Annotated in this window: 17 protein-coding genes and 1 pseudogene; 4 read left to right on the forward strand and 14 right to left on the reverse strand. The window is 63.5% G+C overall.

What is annotated here, in order from left to right; genetic code table 11:
• Positions 1–80 precede the first annotated feature (80 nt).
• The 5 genes and pseudogenes from HT051_RS03315 to HT051_RS03335 all read right to left on the reverse strand — a co-directional run.
• Positions 81–728, reverse strand: a pseudogene (locus HT051_RS03315) (CarD family transcriptional regulator); the annotation flags it as partial.
• A 449-nt stretch (positions 729–1,177) separates the two neighbouring features.
• A complete protein-coding gene (fdxA, locus tag HT051_RS03320) occupies positions 1,178–1,516 on the reverse strand; it encodes a ferredoxin FdxA (protein ID WP_174540720.1) in 339 nt (112 codons plus the stop codon).
• Positions 1,517–1,793: 277 nt separating this feature from the next.
• Positions 1,794–2,093, reverse strand: coding sequence for an RNA-binding S4 domain-containing protein (locus tag HT051_RS03325; RefSeq protein ID WP_174540721.1), 300 nt, complete (start codon positions 2,091–2,093; stop codon positions 1,794–1,796).
• A gap of 27 nt (positions 2,094–2,120) precedes the next feature.
• Positions 2,121–5,255: a helicase-related protein gene (locus HT051_RS03330; RefSeq protein WP_246810160.1), complete on the reverse strand. Its 3,135-nt coding sequence runs from the start codon at positions 5,253–5,255 to the stop codon at positions 2,121–2,123.
• Positions 5,256–5,598: 343 nt separating this feature from the next.
• Positions 5,599–6,432: a DUF3108 domain-containing protein gene (locus HT051_RS03335; RefSeq protein WP_174540722.1), complete on the reverse strand. Its 834-nt coding sequence runs from the start codon at positions 6,430–6,432 to the stop codon at positions 5,599–5,601.
• 291 nt (positions 6,433–6,723) lie between these two features.
• On the opposite strand from HT051_RS03335, the gene rpmB reads away from it, so the two are divergent.
• On the forward strand, positions 6,724–7,029 hold the full coding sequence (gene rpmB, locus HT051_RS03340) for a 50S ribosomal protein L28 (protein ID WP_174540723.1): 306 nt from the start codon (positions 6,724–6,726) through the stop codon (positions 7,027–7,029).
• A gap of 6 nt (positions 7,030–7,035) precedes the next feature.
• Here the strand turns inward: rpmB and HT051_RS03345 are convergent, their stop codons facing one another.
• From HT051_RS03345 to HT051_RS03360, 4 genes are all read right to left on the reverse strand, one after another.
• Entirely contained in the window at positions 7,036–8,091 is a 1,056-nt protein-coding gene (locus HT051_RS03345) for an esterase-like activity of phytase family protein (RefSeq protein ID WP_174540724.1), read from the reverse strand.
• Positions 8,091–9,992, reverse strand: coding sequence for a cobaltochelatase subunit CobT (gene cobT, locus HT051_RS03350; RefSeq protein WP_174540725.1), 1,902 nt, complete (start codon positions 9,990–9,992; stop codon positions 8,091–8,093). Before cobT ends, HT051_RS03345 begins: the two co-directional genes overlap by 1 nt.
• A gap of 3 nt (positions 9,993–9,995) precedes the next feature.
• Entirely contained in the window at positions 9,996–10,988 is a 993-nt protein-coding gene (cobS, locus tag HT051_RS03355; protein ID WP_174540726.1) for a cobaltochelatase subunit CobS, read from the reverse strand.
• 92 nt (positions 10,989–11,080) lie between these two features.
• The gene (locus HT051_RS03360) at positions 11,081–11,704 is read right to left on the reverse strand and encodes a J domain-containing protein (RefSeq protein ID WP_174540727.1); all 624 of its coding nucleotides are present in this window, start codon (positions 11,702–11,704) and stop codon (positions 11,081–11,083) included.
• 143 nt (positions 11,705–11,847) lie between these two features.
• Between HT051_RS03360 and HT051_RS03365 the strand changes: the two genes are divergently transcribed.
• Positions 11,848–12,162 carry a BolA family transcriptional regulator gene (locus HT051_RS03365; RefSeq protein WP_174540728.1) on the forward strand — a complete coding sequence of 105 codons (315 nt, stop codon included), beginning with the start codon at positions 11,848–11,850 and terminating at the stop codon, positions 12,160–12,162.
• A gap of 298 nt (positions 12,163–12,460) precedes the next feature.
• Here the strand turns inward: HT051_RS03365 and HT051_RS03370 are convergent, their stop codons facing one another.
• From HT051_RS03370 to HT051_RS03390, 5 genes are all read right to left on the reverse strand, one after another.
• Positions 12,461–13,471: a hypothetical protein gene (locus HT051_RS03370; protein WP_174540729.1), complete on the reverse strand. Its 1,011-nt coding sequence runs from the start codon at positions 13,469–13,471 to the stop codon at positions 12,461–12,463.
• Between the two features lie 167 nt (positions 13,472–13,638).
• Positions 13,639–13,920: a CRISPR-associated protein Cas2 gene (locus HT051_RS03375; RefSeq protein WP_174540730.1), complete on the reverse strand. Its 282-nt coding sequence runs from the start codon at positions 13,918–13,920 to the stop codon at positions 13,639–13,641.
• Positions 13,921–14,117: 197 nt separating this feature from the next.
• Positions 14,118–15,416 (reverse strand): HlyC/CorC family transporter, encoded by a 1,299-nt coding sequence (locus HT051_RS03380; RefSeq protein WP_174540731.1) that lies wholly within the window; start codon positions 15,414–15,416, stop codon positions 14,118–14,120.
• Positions 15,416–16,561, reverse strand: a complete 1,146-nt coding sequence (gene aroB, locus HT051_RS03385; RefSeq protein ID WP_246810161.1) for a 3-dehydroquinate synthase — start codon at positions 16,559–16,561, stop codon at positions 15,416–15,418. The genes HT051_RS03380 and aroB overlap by 1 nt, the downstream gene beginning before the upstream one ends.
• The gene (locus tag HT051_RS03390; RefSeq protein ID WP_371740597.1) at positions 16,558–17,343 is read right to left on the reverse strand and encodes a shikimate kinase; all 786 of its coding nucleotides are present in this window, start codon (positions 17,341–17,343) and stop codon (positions 16,558–16,560) included. Before HT051_RS03390 ends, aroB begins: the two co-directional genes overlap by 4 nt.
• A gap of 60 nt (positions 17,344–17,403) precedes the next feature.
• Here HT051_RS03390 and HT051_RS03395 point away from each other — a divergent pair, with 60 nt between their 5' ends.
• Entirely contained in the window at positions 17,404–17,550 is a 147-nt protein-coding gene (locus HT051_RS03395) for a histidine kinase (protein ID WP_174540734.1), read from the forward strand.
• Between the two features lie 4 nt (positions 17,551–17,554).
• Positions 17,555–19,690, forward strand: a complete 2,136-nt coding sequence (locus tag HT051_RS03400; RefSeq protein WP_174540735.1) for a hypothetical protein — start codon at positions 17,555–17,557, stop codon at positions 19,688–19,690.
• Positions 19,691–19,730: the final 40 nt, after the last annotated feature.

Here is a 19,730-nt window from a genome sequence, read left to right on the forward strand (position 1 = left end):
GGCATCACCAGGCTTCTGAAATGAAAAAGGGCGGGGAGATCCCCGCCCTTCTCGGCATGGCTACACCGATATCGCGAGGCTTACGCGGCCTCGGTCTGCTCCTCTTCGACAGCCGCCTCCTGCGCCGCCTTCAGGCTTTTGGCGCTCTTGGCGAGAATGTCGTCGATCTTGGCGACGGCGTCGTCATTCTCGATCTTCTCCACGGCGGCGAGCTCGCGGGCCATACGGTCCAGAGCGGCTTCATAAAGCTGGCGCTCGGAGTAGGACTGCTCGGGCTGAGCCTCGGAGCGGTACAGGTCGCGCACCACTTCGGCGATAGCGATCAGGTCGCCGGAGTTGATCTTGGCTTCGTATTCCTGGGCGCGGCGCGACCACATGGTGCGCTTCACGCGGGCCTTGCCCTTCAGGGTCGTCAGCGCCTTCTTGACCACCTTGTCCTCGGAAAGCTTGCGCATGCCCACGCTCTCGAGCTTCGCTGTCGGAACGCGCAGGGTCATCTTGTCCTGCTCGAAATTGATCACGAACAGCTCCAGGCTGGCGCCGGCGATCTCCTGCTCCTCGATAGCCTCGATCTTACCGACACCGTGTGCCGGGTAGACGATATACTCGCCGGTACGGAAACCGTGACGCTGTTGGGGCTTCTTCTTCTGAGGCATGTTCTCTCGCTTTGCTTTCTTGGGGGCCGCGGCGCTCACTTCAAACACACTCCTTGCTCTCAGCATCGGACTCGATAATCGTACTCGGTACTTTTCGACTCGCTGCCTGAAGGCGGCGGGTGCGTTTTGAAAACATCGTCCACGCGATGAAGCCCGCGAATTCGAACTTGGTTCCGAACGCTCAACCGTTTAAAGCGTTCGTGCAGGCCATATGGCGTGGGTGCCAGACGAGAGGCGACCGGGAAAAGCCCGGACCGTCCAGCTCGCTCGAAGCTGAGAATGTGCTCTGAAGCGGAAAAAAAACGCGTCCCATAAGGACGCCTCGCCAGCAGCTCAATCGGGTATGCTTCTCATCTGATGCAATTATTGGCAGTTTGCACCACCAATTTGCCACCCTACCACATTTTGAGCGGATTTTGAAGCTGAGCCACTACGGCAAAGCCCCAGATTCCCTCAGGCGGGGTGCGACATTTTGGCAGACCGGTTAACGGAATCCGTTCGAAAGCGCCAGAATCGGCGGATCAATCGCCCTCGCCGGGCTCGGGGCTGAAGTATTTCTCCAGCTTGCCCGATTCCTTGGCAATCTCGTCCGCATCGGGCATGGCCGGCTTCTTGGTGGTCAGATTCGGCCATTCCTCGGCGTATTTGGCGTTGAGCTCCATCCATTTGTCGAGGTCGGGCTCGGTATCCGGCTTGATCGCGTCGATCGGGCATTCCGGCTCGCAGACGCCGCAATCGATGCATTCGTCCGGATGGATCACCAGCATATTCTCACCTTCGTAGAAGCAGTCCACGGGGCAGACTTCCACGCAATCGGTGTATTTACATTTGATGCAGACTTCAGTGACGACGTAGGTCATCTGTTCTCACATAAGCTCAGATTTGGCTTTAGGAAGAGGAGTGGGCAGGACCGAAATATGCCAATTCCGACGGCCGACGAACGGCTTGGGTATAACAACCGTCACGAATACACAAGGTGTCGGGTGGCCGCTCCGGCAATTCCGCATAATGGATCGCAAAGGCCCCCGATTGGTCGCAAAATTATTCCAATTCTAGGTTTTAAGCCGCGCCTCGATGCTATCGGCAGAGGCGGTTGGTTGGCGCTGCGGGTAGAATTTTCTCATTCTACGCCGCGCCCTACTCCGCACCTTGGGGGCTGAGCGCTGCGGTCCCGCAGGCCGGGGTTAGGTCCTGATAGAGCTCCGAGACGGCACTTGGGGGGAGGCGTCTTTCCGCCTCGGCGACGACCCGGACGACCCAGAGCCTGCCAAAGGTGATGCCGGTCAGAACGTCGCCGGGCTTCACCCGGCGGCTGCTCTTGCGGGCCCGCTCTCCATTGATGCGGACCTTGCCCGCCACGATCAAGTCAGCGGCGATGGAGCGGCTTTTGGCGAGCCGCGCGCACCAGATCCACTTGTCGAGCCTCTGCCCCTGCATAGACGCGGTTGGTTCCCCCTCGGCCCCTTAGTTCCCTTCCGGTCCCCTGGCCATCATATTGCGGCGAAGCTCCTCCAGCGCGGCGAAGGGCGAGCTGGGCGAGGGCCCGCTCTGCTCCTCTTTGCGCGGCGGCTTGCCGCGATGCGGCTTGTTGTTGCGCGGCCGGTCGCCCCTTTGGGCCTGGCGGTTCCGCTTGAAGCCGTTTTGCTGCGGCTTGCCGGATTGGGCGCCGCCTCTGGCGTTACGCGGCTTCGGCCTGCGCTGGTCGGTACGGCGTGCGGGACGCCAAATCTCGTCGAATTTCGGCTCTTCCGCTTTCGCCTCTTCCGGCTTGGCCTCTGCTCCGGCTTCTGTGGCACTGGCCTCGGCCTCGGCCGGGGCCGCTTCGGTGCTTGCCGTTTCGCTCGGTGCAGCCTCCGCCTCGGGCAAAGGCTTGCGCTCCAGGCGGAAGCCCAGGGCTTTCAGGATCGACGCGAAATCCTCGCCGGAGCAGCCGACCACGCTCATCAGCTCCGGCACGACGCGGAAGCCGCCATCGCCAGTGGCGCCGGTGGGCGGCCCGGTGGGCTTGGCTTCCGGCTTGCCCGGTTTGGCTTTGGCAGGTTTCGGTGTCTGTTCGGGCTTCGCCTCCGCCGGAGCCGACGCGGCTTCGGCGCCGGTCGCCTCGGCGGGAGAAGCGTCTTGCCCGGCCTCGGCTGCCGGCGCTGCGGCTTCGGATGTTTCTGCGGCCTCGGCGGGAGCCTCGGCAGGTGCCTCAGTAGGAACCTCTGTAGGCGCTTCGGGCTTGGCCTCGGCAGTGGCTTCGGCGACGGTTTCCGTCGGCCTCGGCTCGCGCCAGCTGACACGCTGGCGGATCAGGTCCGACAGCCGCTCCAGCATGTCGATGCGCACCGCGCGGGCGCCGGCGACGTGGAAGCCGGCGGCATGCCAGAAGGCGAGCGGGATTTTCGGATCGACGGGAACCGAGGTGAGACCCTGTTGCGGGCGCTCGGGCAGGTTCTCCAGCACGATGCCTTGCGTTTCGCCCTCATGCAGCGCCCAAAGAAGCAGAAGCAGCTCGGCGGCGTCCGGCTTCAGCAGCGCGGGCAGGTAGACGTTGAAAGCCCCGAAGCGGACGCCGTATTGGCGAAGCTGGCGGCGGGTCGGCTGATCCAGCGCCTTGATCTCGTCGGCGAGGGCGTCGCGGCGGAGCACACCGAGATTCTCGGTGAGACGGAAGGCGAAGCCGCGGGCGAGGCCCGACAGGTCGCTCGCTTCGCTGAGCGCGATCAGCGGCCCGATGCGGCCGCGCAGATGTGCGGCGATCCAAGCGTCGAGGCGATTGGCGATGCGCTCGCGGTCGGCCGGGTGCAGATGCTCGCCGGCGACGACCTGAACGCGCGGCTTGAGCGCCATCTCGCCGCGCTCCAGCCGGCCGATCTCGGCGCCCTTCCAGATGATGCGGCCACTGGGAGAAAGCCCAATCGCCTCATCGCTCGCCTGCTCCAGCGCGTTGGCGCGGGCGGTGAGCTCCTGAGCCACCACTTGGGTTGCGGCGTGGCGCACGGCCTTGCCGTGAATGCCTTCGCCCACATCGGGGGTGAACAGGAAGCCGTTCAGCTGCCCGACGAAATGATTTTCGACGAGAATACGCCCGTCGGATCCGACCTCACCCACAAACTCCTCCTTGTCGCGAAGCCGCCGCATCAGCACCGATGTCCGCCGATCCACGAAGCGCAAGGCCAGCCGATCGTGCAAGGCATCGGAAAGAGAGTCCTCTATCTCTCTGCTGCGCTCTTGCCAATACTCATGATCCTCCAGCCATTGACCCCGGTGGGAGACAAAAGTCCAGGTCCGGATCTGCGCCAGGCGGTTCGAGAGGGTATCGATATCCCCGTCGGTGCGCTGGCAGCGTTCCACTTGGGCCGCGAACCAATCGGAAGGAATGCGCCCCGAGGGGCTCATCATGAACGAATATAAGGTGGTAATAAGTTCTGCGTGGTTGGCTGCGGAAATTTTCCGGTAGTCGGGGATCTGGCACATCTCCCAGAGAAGGCCGATCGCCGCAGGGGCGCGGGCCATGTCTTTGACCTTCTCGTCGCGGCAGACATTCTCCAAAGCTGTGACATCGTCGACCATACGCGCGCGCATCAGTCGCGGGTTGTCGGGGGTCACGCGCAGGCTCTCCTTCAGGTGCTGAATAGAGCCGTAGTCGAGCTTGCGGTTGCGCCATTGCAAGGTGCCGATGGGGTCGAAGCGGTGATCCTCCAGCGCGGTGACCAGCTCCGGATCGAACGGGCCGACCCGGGCGGTGACGCCGAAGGTGCCGTCATTCATATAGCGGCCTGCGCGGCCTGCGATCTGGGCGATCTCGGCGGGACGCAGATTACGGTGCACGGCGCCGTCGAATTTGCGGATGCCGGCGAAGGCGACGTGATCGAGATTGAGGTTCAGCCCCATGCCGATGGCGTCGGTGGCGACGAGGAAGTCGACATCGCCATTCTGATAGAGGGCGACCTGGGCATTGCGGGTGCGGGGGGACAGGGCGCCGAGCACCACGGCCGCGCCGCCGCGCTGGCGCCGCACCAGCTCGGCGATGGCGTAGACCTCGTTGGCCGAGAAGGCGACGATGGCGCTGCGCCGGGGCAGGCGGGTGATCTTCTTGTCCGCCGCGTAAGAGAGCTTGGAGAGGCGCGGCCGCGACACCAGATTGGCGCCGGGCAGGAGATCGCGGATCGCCTCGCGCATGGTGTCGGAGCCGAGCAGCAAGGTCTCGCTCGAGCCCCGCATATTGAATAGTCGGTCGGTGAAGATATGGCCGCGCTCATCGTCGGCGGCGAGTTGGATCTCGTCGACGGCGACGAAATCGGCCTCCAGATCGAGGGGCATGGCCTCGACGGTGCAGATATAGAAGCGGGCGTTGGCCGGCTTGATCTTCTCTTCGCCGGTGATCAGGGCGACTTGCGCCGGGCCGACCCGGGCGACGACCTTGTCGTAGACCTCGCGGGCGAGCAGCCGCAGCGGAAGGCCGATAATGCCGACCTCATGGGCGAGCATGCGCTCGATGGCCAGATGGGTCTTGCCGGTATTGGTGGGGCCGAGCACGGCGGTCACGCCCCGGCCGCGCAAGGAGTCGCCTCGGCCTAGTGGTCTTGTCACCGTCATCGGGGCTGAATGATTCATCCAAGCCACTCTGTGATCAAGGCGTGCCGAAAATCAAGCTGCATGACAGAACGTGAGGGGAACGAAGCTCGACCGAATCGCTGACTCTGGCTGATTCCACATTCGTTCTATGACGGGGGAGAGACAGCCCGCCTGCCGGTTGCAAAGCCAGTGCAGCGCAACAGGCTAAGTCGTGTCTCTATTTGAGGTTTTCAAGCCGGCCGCGCGCGGGGTGAACATCCAAGAACGAATCTCGCACGAATCAGGGGAAAGTTAATCTTCGCGCTTCGTTCACCACTAGATGTGGTGGTTTGCCGCGCGCATCTTAAGAGTTTGGGCGAGAAGAAGGGCGGCGCGCGCTGTGCTATTCGCCGCTTTCGAGGCTGGCGCGGCGGGGGCCTGCGATCTTGAACGAGGTGGCGACGGCGGTGCCGAGGCCAATTCCAGTGGGGATGACCACCTTATAGGGCACGTAGAGGCCGGTTCCGGCCATGGGCACCATCCAGATCTCGATCTGATCGGTCTGGGAGAGCATCTGCACGCCGGGATTGTCGGGGCGGTGACCGCCGACGGGGATGTATTTCGCCTGGCAGACGACGGCGGGCCCCTTATAGCCGGTACCGTTGCCCGAAAGCTGGACCCGGCTCTTGGGGCTCAGCTTGATGTCGAAGCGCTGGCGGCCGTCGAACACCGGCACGGTCTGTTTGCAGATTGAAAGATCGCCGGAGGTGTCGGTGGAGCGGGCGAACAGGAAGGCGGCGCTCATGGGATCGAGCGCATCCTCAAGCTGCTTGGCGGTGATCGGCACGTTATGGGCGCTCGGCTGCTTCGGCGGCACCAGCTCCAGCTCGCTCACAGCGCCTCTGACGAAGCTCATACGGACTTCTTCGACCGCCTTGCCGCCCTTGTAGCTCAACGAGTATTTCGAGGGCTGGATGCCGGCGGTGGTGACACGCCCGACACTTGCCGTGGTGCCGCGCCATTCATAGAGCAGGCCTTCCAGAATAGAGAAGCGTCCATCGCCGCGGATGCGGTAGACGGTGCCCTGGATATGATTGGTGAGCTTGAAGGTGCCGAGATTGAAGCTGCCGATCTTCACCGAATACTTGACTTCGATGGTGGCATTTTCGGCCAGACTGTCGGCGGCATAGGCATCCGGGCTTGGAGCGGCCGCCGCCAGGCCGCCACCCAAAGCCAAAACGCCAAGAACTCCAAAGAGGTGACGCCGCGCCAGCATGGATCTTCATCTCTCCTCGAGACGGCCCAAGCGGCCGACTCACTTGCCTAAATTTCAGGCTATTTGCGGGTTTCGTCAATTCCGTGGCGGGCGGGTACAAATATAAAGCGGCGCGGATCGCTTGACCGCTGGTGCCCAGCCTCGTATATCACGGGCCGCCGCGCGGTTTTCTTGATCGTTGCTCTTAACACGAGGCGACGGTTGTTCCGGAACGCGGCCTTTCGATGAATTGACGTTTTAAGGACGATTGCGATGGCCCGCCGTTGCGAGCTTACAGGAAAAGCAGTGCTCACTGGCAATAACGTGAGCCACGCCCACCGGAAGACCCGGCGCCGCTTCTTGCCCAATCTGTGCAACGTGACGCTCGAGAGCGAGACGTTGAAGAAGCGCGTGAAGATGACGGTCAGCGCCTCGGCGCTGCGCTCGGTCGAGCATCGCGGCGGGCTGGACGGATTTCTGCTGAAGGCCTCCGACGAGGAGCTTTCCCTGAAGGCCAAGCGCCTGAAGCGCGAGCTGAAGAAGGCGCAGGAGACCGGCGCCGAAGCCGCCGCTTCCTAAAGCCGCTCACTCTTCCAGCGCAAACTGCAAGATCAGGCTGCGCTGAAGCCCCAGGAAATTGTTATCGGACATGACGGTCAGAATGGTCTGGCCGTCTTTTGCCGTGTGCGCGGCAATGGCTTCCATATTGTCGATATTGTAGCGCTTGGTGACCTCAAGCAGCGGCCCGCCGTCGAGCACTGCACCGGGCTTCAGGCTTTCCGCCGCGATTCGCCGGATGCGCATGCTCATGCCCTCGACAAGACCGAGGCGCCGCTCCAGAATCGCGATATCGCCGCCGGGCAGCATCGTCATATCGGTGACGGTGAAGCCGCCGCTATCCTTCACGGTCAGCGCGCCCGGATTGGGGCCGCCGATCAGCCAGCCAATATGATTTCCGGTTCCCGCTTGCCGGTCTTGCGAGACGGCGAGGAGCGCACCGCGCGCCGGGCCTTCCCTCAGATAGGCCAGCGCCTCGATGCCGGCATTTCCGACAAGGCCGTTCTTGGGAAGGGCGACCGCTTCGCTTGGCGGGCCGAAGCGCGTGGCATCGAAGGGATAGCGCTCGATGCGGTGCTCGACCTCGAAGGCGATGTAAGCTGCGCCCTTGTCGATATTGCCGTCCGCCAAGCTGAGGGCTTCGGCATCGCGGCGCGAGAAGCCGGAAAGCGGTTTGCCGTCCTTGCCGAGCAGAGGACCGATCGCGGCATTGCTCAGGCCCTTCAGGAAGCGGCCGTCATAGTCGAGATCGGCACGCAGCCAGGTGCCGGCATCGGAGATGGCGACGATCTTGCGGCCGGTGGGATCGATGGCGAGGGCCGAATAGCCGCCGAAATGGGGCGAGCTGCCGAACAGGTTGAGGCCGCGGCGGAAGCTGAGCTTGCCGAACTCCTTGCGCTCCGGATCGTCGGTATCGAAGTCGATCGGAAGGGCAGTGATCTCTATCGCGACGGGCTTGGCAAGCGGCGTCCAAGGCTTGGCCGCGAGGGCCAGGCCGACGGCGGTGAAGGCGACCAGAAGCGCGGCGCCAAAAAACGATAGAAGAACCCAGCGGAGGCGCTTTCGCGGCTTGGCAGCCGCCATTAATGCGCGCGCCGGCGGCGGGCGCGGCCCGCAGCGGGGGCGGCATTGTGCAGCTCGCGCCAAGTCATCTCGTCGTCGAACAGCTCAGCCAGCTTGTCGGTCATCACCCCGGCCAGCTCCTCCGCATCCGTCACGGTGACGGCGCGGCGGTAATAGCGGGTGACGTCGTGGCCGATGCCGATGGCCAGCAGCTCGACCGGCGAGCGGGTCTCGATCTCATTGATGACCTGGCGTAAGTGGCGCTCCAGATAGGCGCCGGAATTTACCGACAGGGTGGAATCGTCGACCGGCGCACCGTCGGAGATCATCATCAGGATGCGGCGCTGCTCGGGACGGGCCAGCAGGCGGCTATGGGCCCAGGCCAGGGCCTCGCCGTCGATATTTTCTTTGAGCAGCCCCTCGCGCATCATCAGGCCGAGATTGCGCCTGGCGCGCCGCCAGGGCGCGTCGGCGGATTTATAGACGATGTGGCGCAGATCGTTCAGCCGGCCGGGCATGGCGGGCTTGCCGGCATTCAGCCATTGCTCGCGGGAATGGCCGCCCTTCCAGGCGCGGGTGGTGAAGCCGAGGATCTCGACCTTCACGCCGCAGCGCTCCAGGGTGCGGGCCAGAATATCGGCGCAGCAGGCGGCGACCATGATGGGCCGGCCGCGCATGGAGCCGGAATTGTCGAGCACCAGCGAGACCACGGTGTCGCGGAATTGGGTGTCGCGCTCCTGCTTGTAGGAGAGCGGGTGCATGGGATCGATGATCACCCGGGAAAGCCGGGCGGCATCGATCATGCCTTCCTCCAGGTCGAAATCCCAGGCGCGGTTCTGCTTGGCCAGCAGGCGGCGTTGCAGCCGGTTGGCGAGACGGGCGACGGCGCCGTGCAGGGTCTGCAGCTGCTTGTCGAGGAAACTGCGCAAGCGCGCCAGCTCCTCCGCATCGCACAGCTCCTCGGCCTGGACGATCTCGTCGAAGGCGCGGGTGAACACCTTGTAGCCGAAGGATTCGGGGTCATCGAGCACCGAGACATTGGGCTGGGGCATCTCGGCCGGAACCGGCGCCTCCATCATCTCGTCGTCGGCATCGACATTATCGGTGGCGGTGTCCTGCGCCAGGTCGGCCTCCATCTCGGAGCTATCCTGTTCGGATTGCTGCTCGGTGGCGGCCTCGGCGCGGTCTTCGCCCTCGGTGTCCTCGCCCTGCGTGTCGGCGGTGTTGGTGTCGCTCTGCTCTTCCTCCTCGTTCTCCTCGGTCTCGGTGCTCTGCTGCTCGAACTGGTCGGACAGGTTCAGGGCGGTGAGAAGATCGCGGGTCAGGCGGCCGAAGGCCTCCTGGTCGTAGAGCGCCTCGGGCATGCGGTCGATCAGCTGCTCGGCCCGCTCCTCCACCCAGGGACGCCAGGCATCGACCATGCCCTTGGCCTTGGCAGGCGGGGCTTCTCCGGTCAGCTTCTCGCGCACCAGCAGGCCGAGAGCATCGGCGAGCGGGGCTTCGGATTTGTCGCCCGGCTCGGTGCTGGCGCGGCGGTCGTATTTCTGCTCGGTCTTGGCGGAGAGATTGGCGGCGACGCCTTCCATGCGCTTGGCGCCGATGGCTTCGACCCGTGCCAGCTCGATGGCATCGAAAATCGTGCGGCCCTCGCCGGTCTGGGGCACCAAGCGCTCGTGCACCGCATTGTCGTGGCAGGCCAGGGAGAGGGCAGCGGAATCGGCATAGCCGCGGATCACCGAAAGCTCGTCCTCGGTGGGCACGCGGGAGGGCTCGGGCAGGCGCAGCTTCTTGCCCGTCAATCCCGGCGGATCGGTGGAGAAGGCGACGTCGAGCTCTTCGTCCTGAGCAATGGAACGGGTGGCGAGCGAAAGGGCTCGCTTAAAAGGATCGAGCGGCAGCTCTTTCCTCTTGCTCTGCACCATGGCTCAGCTCAAGGCCACATTGGCCGTGGATTGCGGCAGGTCCTCGCCGAAGCAGCGCTGATAGAACTCCGCAATCAATCCCCGCTCCAGCTCGTCGCATTTGTTGAGGAAGGAGAGGGTGAAGGCGAAGGCCAAATCGCCGCCGAAGATCTCGGCATTCTCAGCCCAGGTGATCACCGTGCGCGGGCTCATCACCGTGGAGAGATCGCCGTTGATGAAGGCGTTCCGGGTCAGCTCGGCCAGGCGCACCATGTTGGAGACGGTCTTGCGGCCCTCGTCGGTGTCGTAGCTCTTCACCTTGGCGAGGACGATCTTCACCTCGTCGTCATGGGGCAGATAATTCAGCGTGGCGACGATGGACCAGCGGTCCATCTGGCCCTGGTTGATCTGCTGGGTGCCGTGATAGAGGCCCGAGGTGTCGCCAAGACCGATGGTGTTGGTGGTGGCGAACAGGCGGAAGGCCGGATGGGGCCGGATCACCTTGGACTGGTCGAGCAGGGTGAGGCGGCCGGAGACCTCCAGCACGCGCTGAATCACGAACATCACGTCGGGGCGGCCGGCATCGTATTCGTCGAACACCAGCGCGGTGTTGGTCTGCAGCGCGTAAGGCAGGATGCCTTCCTTGAATTCGGTAACCTGCTGACCGTCGCGCACCACGATGGCGTCCTTGCCGACCAGGTCGATACGGCTGACATGGCTGTCGAGATTGACGCGGATGCAGGGCCAGTTGAGGCGGGCTGCGACCTGCTCGATATGGGTCGACTTGCCGGTGCCGTGATAGCCCTGGATCATCACACGCCGGTTGTGCTTGAAGCCGGCGAGAATCGCCATGGTCACGTCATGGTTGAACAGGTAATCCGGATCGACATCGGGCACATGCCCGTCGGCCTTGGAATACGCCGGGACTTCGAGATCGGTATCGAGGCCGAAGACCTGCCGCACCGAGACGTTCATATCCGGCAGCGGAGCGGTTTCGGCAGTGGTTTCCAGTGACATGATCGTGAGGGGCCTGTTTTCGCTGAAATTTCAGGGCTCGTCTTGGCTGAGCCCTATATGGGAACCCGGTTCGGATTCAAGGTCAGCGTACGTTATGCGAGCCCCACCTCTCTCAGATAGTTATAGGCTTGAAGCACTTCGCGCAACTTGTCCTCGGTGGACCGGTCGCCGCCATTGTGATCGGGGTGATGGCGCATCACCAGCTGCTTGAACCTGGCCCTGATCTCGGGCTTGGTGGCGCTGTCTTCAAGGTCGAGCGCCTTGAGGCATTTGCGCTCCACTTTCATCAGCGGGCGATTGACGGTGGGCGAAATGGTGGTGTCGGCGACATCTTCCTCGAACAGGCTGAACGGGTCCTGCACGCCGAACGCATAGGCGAAGCGGCTTGCCCCTTCCGGCTTGGCGTCGGCGCCGGTGCCGTTGCGTCCGCCCATGGACCATGTCGGCCGGTGGCCGATCACGTCATTCTTCAGATGCTGCTGCATGGCCTCGTCGGAGAGGCCTTCGAAGTAGTTGTAGGATTTGTTGTAGTGGCGGACATGATCGAGGCAGAAATTGAAATACTGCCCTTCGCGGCCGCGGCCCTTCGGCGCCGGGTAGATGCCGGGCTGGTTACAGCCCTTCCAATCGCAATTCGGACGCGCTTTGGCGTGCAGAACGCGATCGTCCTTCGGCTTGACCCTCAGGCGGTCGAAGAATTTTGAATCAAGCTTCATGACGCTCATTATGGGAGTCGGTTTGGGCCATAACAAGAATGGCTCTTGGCAATGGGCTGCTTTATAATGGCGCGCTAGAGAGGCGGTTCCCGCATAGCGCGCGCCTGATCCAAATCACCCTCAAAACGGTTGTTTCCCGAACGATGACCACCGACAAGGCTATCGAAGAAAAGCTGACGAAGACTTTCGCGCCCACGGTGCTGAAGGTTGTGAACGAGTCCCACAAGCATGAGGGACATGCGAGCTCGCCGGGGACCGGCGACAGCCATTTCGCCGTGCTCGTGGTGTCGGACGCTTTCGACGGCAAGTCGCGGGTGGATCGGCATCGTCTGGTGAACGAGGCGCTGGCCGAGGAACTTGCCGGCAATGTGCATGCGCTTTCGATTCGCGCCATGACCATCGGCGAGTACGAAGAGATCCGCGCCATGGCGCTGGCCATGCAGGACGGCGGCAGCTAAGCGCCAAGACTTGTTCCCCATTCACTCGGTATGCTCGGCGCGGTCCTCCCCCCTGAAAGGGGGGAGCTAGAGGGGGGTCTTTTTTCGGCATGTGCGGCGTTCTAGCCGCCTGACCCCCGACCCCGACTCTCCCCCTTTTAGGGAGAGGGTAGGCCGCGTTTCGGCGCTCCTAGCCCTATTTTCCGCTTCCGCCGTTCTCGGTTTCCTCCTCGGCGACCGGTGTCACCCGCAGCAAAGTGAGGCGGTTGCGCTGCCGGTACGCCACGAGCCAAGAGAGCGCAAAAAAAGCTGAACAATTTTAGCCGCTAGGGCCAACAATCTGGGGAGGCACGATGGCTGTAATGGCAAGCTCAGCAACTGATGGCGGAAGCTCCCCTTTCGAAACCTTGTTCTTCAGGTAACCGCTGAACTTCCCACCCTCGATGTAAATCTCTTGAAGCCACTCGCGGTATTGGCCGAGCGCTTCAAGCGGATAACACCACGACTCCTGCGGATTTGAAGCTGATTGAGGATGGCTGTCCGGGTAGCAATGTGGATATTTCGCGCGCTCACCAAAGGTTTCGCCCAGCCCGTTTTCCTGCCAGTGCTTCGACCAGTGCTGGCCAATAGAAATGTCCACGACGAATCTCTCATCAATCTTTGCGCCAGCCAGGATCAATTCGTAGATGATGGTGTGCGCTTCGTTGAAGACGTGGAAGAAGCCTTTCGGCGCTGATTGAAAATTTAGAGCGATGCGCTCGTGCCACTTCTCGAAGCGGCCGGTGCCAGTGGGGTCATAGCCAACTTGGCTATAGATCAGCTCCCGCAGTTTAGATCCAGCCAGGATCCTGAAGTTGTCGCGTGCTTCCGGCTGGCAGTTCGAGCCGGCATCAAAAGCGTAGTATTCCAGAACCGCGAGGCAGACATCCGCCGGGTAGCAGAAGTGGGGTGTTCCTTTATCCGATAATTCGAAATGGGCTGCTGGGTACTCAACGCCTAGCTTGTTCAGGATGCTCTTGATCGCCGCTATGCGGGGCTTCAGCTCCTCATCGTTCCACTGAGAACTAATTGTCCCGATGTGCGCATTCTGGACGCCGCAAAGAGCCGCTAAGCCACGCTGGTTCAGATAAGGCGTTCCATCCGAAAGGACACCCATGCCAATGCCGTTGACCTCGGTGTCTTTCTCGATTCCAAGGTCTAATGACGATTGTGCAGGGGCGATTTCTTTTCCCAGCGATTTTGGAGCTAATACTTTGATTCCGTTAGGGTGTTTGCTGATTTCCTCGGGCACAAAAATCCCCTCTTTGAAAAGATCGACCTGAGCCCCCAAACGTAACTTAGCAGATTCGGGAAAGACGGAAGCAACCCCCTCGTATGATAAAATGAGCTAGGATTTTATTAGGCAAACTGGTTTTGCGACTAAGAAATGCTGCCGTAGGCGGACGCTTCCTGGGATCTAGTTTCATGTCGAAGGCTCCCTTTTGGTGAAATGTAGCCTTATCGCGTTGGCGGATTTTCCGCCAACCAAGCGTTTGTCCCGCTAATTGCGTTCGAGTAGTATTTGTTCTTCACGATCTCGGTGACCCACAGTCGGTCGTCTGAATCGAGGTGCCGCTTGAAGTGGTCGTGTACTTCTTTGGCTGTCGAATTATCTGCGAGAAGCCAAACTGAATATTGAGTTCGCTGCGCATCCCATCGCTTAAGCTCTTCGAACAATGGTTCATAGTCCGCCGATCCGGTTTCGTTCATTAAATCGTAGCTGAGCAGGTACGAGGTCATCCCATCCTCCACAGGTTGCTGAGCGCAGTTACGCTACCTGAGTTAGGATGAGTTTGTTAGATCTGCGATATCCCCTAAAGGGGGCGATAGAGGGGGCATCGTCGATATCGGCGGCAAGGAGCTAGGGCCGCTGACCCCCACCCCGGCCTCCCCCTTCTAGGGGGGAGGGGGTAGGCCGCGTTTCGGCGCTCCTAGCCCTATTTTCCGCTTCCGCCGTTCTCGGTTTCCTCCTCGGCGACCGGTGTCACCCGCAGCAAAGTGAGGCGGTTGCGCTGCCGGCGCATTACCTCGAAGCGGAAGCCGTGGAAGGTGAAGATCTGGCCCGGATTGGGGATGGTCTGAGCCTCGTGGATGACGAGGCCGGCAATGGTGGTGGCCTCCTCGTCGGGCAAGTCCCAATCCATCAGCCGGTTGAGATCGCGGATCGGCACCGAGCCTTCGGCGATCACCGAGCCATCGCTTTGCGGCGTCGCGGCGGTGCTGGCGAGATCGGTCTCGTCGGTGATGTCACCGACGATCTCCTCGATGATGTCCTCCAGGGTGATCAGCCCCATCACCTCGCCATACTCGTCGACGACGACGGCGAAATGCGCCTTCTTTTTGAGGAAGGCGTTGAGCTGATCCTTCAGCGAGGTGGAATCGGGCACGAACCAGGGCGCGCTGGCCAGCGCCACGATGTCGATTTTGCCGGCTTCGCCCCTTGCATCACGCAAGGCGCGCAGCATGGTCTTGGCGTGCAGAATGCCGATGATCTCTTCAGGCTTCTCGCGCCACAGCGGAATGCGGGTATGGGGGCTCTTCAGCGCCGCATCGACGATCTCCTCAACGGGGAGGTCGGCGTCGATGGCGTCCATATTGGTGCGGTGGACCATGACGTCCTCGACCGAGAGCTCGCGCAGATCGAGCACGCCGCCGAGCATGTCGCGGTCGAGCTTCACCACGCCGCCTTCCTTGTGGTGCAGCTCGATGGCGCCGCGGATCTCCTCATGGGCGGAGAACACGTCGGTCTCGTCGCTGATCGAGACGCCGAGCAGTCGCAGGGTGACGCGGATCAGCCACTGCAGCGCGGCGGTGACGGGCGCGAAGATCACCACGAAGAAGCGCACGATGGGCGAGAAGGCGAGGGCGAAACGCTCCGGATTGTTGAAGGCCAGCGTCTTGGGCAGCACCTCGGCGAAGATCAGCACCAGCGTGGTCATGACGATGGTGGCGTAGGCCACGCCGGCATCGCCGAACAGCGAGATGAACAGGCTGGTGGCCAGCGCCGAGGCACCGATATTGGCCAGGTTGTTGCCGAGCAGGATCGCGCCGATCAGCCGTTCGCGGGTCTGGATCAGCGTGGCGACCAGACTGGCGCGGCGGTTGTCGTCCTGCTCCAGGGCGTGGATGCGGGCGCGGGAGACGGCGGTGAGCGCGGTCTCCGAGGCGGAGAAGAAGGCCGAGGCAAGCAGCAGCGCCAGAATAGCGCCAAGCATGATCGAAAGGCCGAGGATCATTAGGGGGCGCACTCCCGCTGCAGGAAGGCGGTCAGCGCGTCCATATCGAACTTCGCGTCGAGATAGGCGCTGCCGATGCCGCGCACCAGAACCAGATTGAGCTGGCCGGCATGGACTTTCTTATCCTGGGCCATAAGGCGCAGCATCTCGGCGGCGCTGGGTTTGGCGCCATCGATATCGGCAATCTCGGTGGGGAGGCCGACGGCCTGGAAATGGGCTTTCACCCGCTCCGCATCGGCCGGCTCGCAAATGCCTTCCTCGGCGGAGAAGCGGAAGGCGAGGGTCATGCCGATGGCGATGGCCTCGCCATGGAGCAGCGTATCGGAATAGCCGGTGAAGGCCTCCAAAGCGTGGCCGAAAGTATGGCCGAGATTGAGCAAAGCGCGCTTGCCGCTCTCCTCCTTCTCGTCCTCGGCGACGATGGCGGCCTTGGCGCGGCAGCTGGTGGCGATGGCTTTCTTTCGCGCATCGGTGCCGCCTTCGATGATTTCCGGCCAGGCGGTCTCCAGCCAGGCGAAGAACTCCGCATCGCCGATCAGCCCGTATTTGGCGACCTCGGCATAGCCGGCGCGGATCTGCCGCTCGGGCAGGGTGGAGAGCACGCTCATATCGGCCAGCACCAGCGCCGGCTGGAAGAAGGTGCCGATCAGGTTCTTGCCTTGCGGCATGTCGATGCCGGTCTTGCCGCCAACGGAGGAATCGACCTGCGCCAAGAGGCTGGTGGGAATCTGCAGCAGGTTCACGCCGCGGCGGAGGATCGAGGCGGCAAAGCCGGCGAGATCGCCGACCACGCCGCCGCCGAAGGCGATGACGCAATCGCCGCGCTCGACGCCGAGATCCAGCAGCCGGTCGCAGACCTGCTCGAGCCTTGCGAAGCATTTGCTGCTCTCGCCCGGCGGCACGATGATCTCGCCGAGATAGAGGCCCTGCTCCTGCAGGCCGCGCTTCAGCTTATCGAGATGCAGGCCGGCGACATTCTCGTCGCTGACCACGGCGCAGCGGGCGCCGGGCAGAAAGGAATCCAGATGCAGCGCGGTCTTGCCGAGCAGGTCTTCGCCGATGAGGATTTGATAGCTCCGCTCGCCGAGCGTCACGGGAATGGCGGTCTCGGCGGCTTCTTGCAGGGTCAGATTGTCGGTCATCATTCTTCTTCGGGAGCGGCCCTGTCTTCGCCGGGCGCGGCGGGCAGCAGGGTCTGCTCCAACATAGCGATAATATCGGCGACCACGGTATCGTGCGGGGCGTCGCGGGTTTCAACGGTCAGGTCGGCCTCAGCATAGACCGGATAGCGCTCCAGCATCAGCTTGCGCATGGTCTCTTCCGGGTCGCCGCTGGCAAGCAGCGGCCGGTCGGTACGGCGGCGCACGCGCTTCATCAGTACCGGAAGCTCGGCGCGCAGCCAGATAGAGATGCCGGCCTGGGCAATGCCCTCGCGGGTCTGCCTGTTCATATAGGCGCCGCCGCCGGTGGCCAGCACTTGCGGGCCCGATTGCAGCAGCCGCGCGATGACCTTGCGCTCGCCCTGGCGGAAATAGGCTTCGCCATATTCGGCGAAGATCTCCTCGATGCGCTCGCCGGCCGCCGCCTCGATCTCGCTATCGGCGTCCACGAAAGGCAGATCGAGCCGATTGGCCAGGCGCCGGCCAACAGAAGTCTTGCCAGCGCCCATCAGGCCGATTAGCACGAGACTACGCGTACCGAGCGCGTCCCGAAGCCTCGCCAGGCGCTCCTGCTCCAGGCGGTCTTCATCGGGGTGAGCTTGGGACTGCTCTTTTTTGTTCTCAGCCAGGGGCAGACTCATCGGTGCCGCGAGCGGCGTTGGGTTCGCCGCGTCTCCAAGGTCGGGCCGCACGGTTTCATACCTTGCGGCTGCTGACAACGGATTTGCACCGGGCGCGGCAGGACCGCAACCCATGGTGCAAGCCATATTGACGCCCTGCTTAACGGGCAAACGAAAACAGGTCTACGGGGAGAGGGTGCCGCCGTCATGCCGACATTGTTCCGTCTCATCACGGTTCTGGCGCTTATCGTCGGCACGGTGGCCGGAAGCCTCTATGTCTTGGCGGAGTATTTTCAGCCTGTCCCGAAAGAGATCACCAAGTCGTTGCGCAATGTCGAAGTCCGGAAGGAATAGCCGATTGGCGGCCGCGAAGGCGGGCCGTCCCGGTGCCGGTTTTGCCGGTGCAGGCGTGTTGCTCTGCGCGACGATGCTGCTTGCGTCTCCCGCTTCGGCGCAAATCGAGCGCCGCTCGCTGGAGCCGATCCCGGTGCCGCAGCAGCAAGCCCCGATCCAGCAAGCGCCGAACCAGGGCTATCCGCCGCCGCAGGATCAAGGTGCATACGGCCAGCCGCAAAATCCCGGCGGGCCGGATACCGTCCAGCCGCAATATGGCGATCAGGATGTTGGCGGCGGCCCAGGTTACGATGCCTATGGGCAAGCCCCCGACGGCCGGCCGGATAGCGGTGCGCCGCTTTCGATTCTGCCCGGCGATCAGAACGAGACGGCAGGGCCTGCCTTTAACGGACAAGGTAGTGGGCAAGGCGCGCCGGCCTACCAGCAGCCGAGCTTCGGCCGCGATCAATATGGTGGGCAGGACGGCTATGGTGTCGCCCCGCCGCCGGATTTCGGCTACGGTCAGCAAGGCGTTGGGCAGCAGGATTACGGCCAGCAGCAACCCTACGACAACCAGCAAGATTTCGGCGGCCAGAATTACGGTGGGCAGCCGCCGGCCGGTGCCGCGGCGGGCTACGATCCCAGTTCGAATTACGGTGCGCAGGCGAGCTATGGCGGCGCTTCGGGCCGCACCCCGCTGCCGGTCGGCGTATGGCGCGGTGTCGATGAGCAAAGCCTGCAGCGCCTGGTGGCCGGGGCCAATCTGCCGGTCTCCTCGCCGGCGCTGGGCGATCTGATCGCCCGGGTGCTGGCAGCCGATCCGCCCTCCGGCGGACCGGAGATCGCACTTCGGGTGATGGCGCTGGAGCGGGCAGGGCGCGCCGAGGAGATCGCCAGCCTGCTCGGCCAATCGGCGCAAGCCGGCGATCCAGGGGCGAATGCCCGTTATGCGGCGGCGCTGTTGGCCGTCGGGCGCGAGGAGGAGGCCTGCCGCATCGATCCGGGTCAGGTGCCGCAAACTGCACGCTCGGACAGCGCGGCGGCCTATGCGGCGTTCCTGATCCCGGCCTATTGCGCGGCGGCGCGCGGCGATATGGGGCGGGCGAGCCAAGCCTTGCAGATGGCGCAATCCCGCGGCGTGCGTGCGCCGGTGCCGGCGGCGATCATCGGGCAGCTCTCGGGCAGCGGGGCGGCGCGTCCGCCGATGCCGCAGACTCTTGATGTGATCGACTACATGTTTCTGCGCCTCGGCAAGGTGGCGGTGCCGGCCAAGCTTGCCGAAACGGCGAGCCCGAGCCTGCTCTATCTGCTGGCCACCGACCGGGAAGCCTCGGCGGATTTGCGCATTGCCGCGGCGGAGCGGGCGGCGAAGCTGAACATCATCACCGGCGAGGAGCTGCGTGCCGCCTATACCGAGGCGGTGCCGAGCCTGCCGCAAGGGGCGAAGGCGCCTTGGGCGCTTAGGGCCAGGCTGTTCGCGACGCTTGCCTCGGCGCCTTCGGCCGAGTACCGGGCCGAATCCATCGATGCGTTGCTGGCGAGCGGCAAGGATGCCGGGATCGAGGTGGCGCTGGCCGAGGCGCTGGCGCCGGAGAGCGCCAAGCTGGCCGAAGACCCGCAAGCGGCCCGTTTCGCTGAGACCGGCGTGCGGGTCGCGGTGCTGGCGGGCGACGACAACGCGGCTTGGGAGTGGATCGGCCGGGGCGGCCAGGCGGCGCGGGGCTGGCCCTTGCTGGTGGCGGCGAACAATCCGTTTGGCCAGCGCTCGGGCGAGGCTTTGCAGCAGGGCGCGGCCATCGCCTCCCAGGCGCAATTGCCGCCGGCGCTGATACACCGGCTGATCACGGTGCTGGATGCGCTGGATTACGATGTGCCGATCCCGCTCTGGGATATGGCGAGCCAGTCGGAGCAGCCGAGCGAGGGCTATCTGCCGGAGACCGGTGTGCTGACCGAGCTGAAGCGGGCCTCCGATGCCGGCCAGGTAGGGCCGACGGTGATGCTGGTCGCCGCGGCTTTAGGACCGGATGGGCCGAAGGGGGCGAATCTGATCGCACTTGGCGATTCGGTGCGGGCGCTGAAGAAGGTCGGTCTGGACGCCGAAGCGCGGCGCATCGGCTTCGAGGCGATCTACGGCCATTGGCCCTTCCACGGGAAGGCGTAAGCCTTGGCCGGCGGCAAGGCGCAAGACACCTCCTCAGAGC

Origin of the sequence: Methyloligella sp. GL2 (genome assembly GCF_013341275.1) — a bacterium.
GTDB lineage: Bacteria > Pseudomonadota > Alphaproteobacteria > Rhizobiales > Methyloligellaceae > Methyloligella.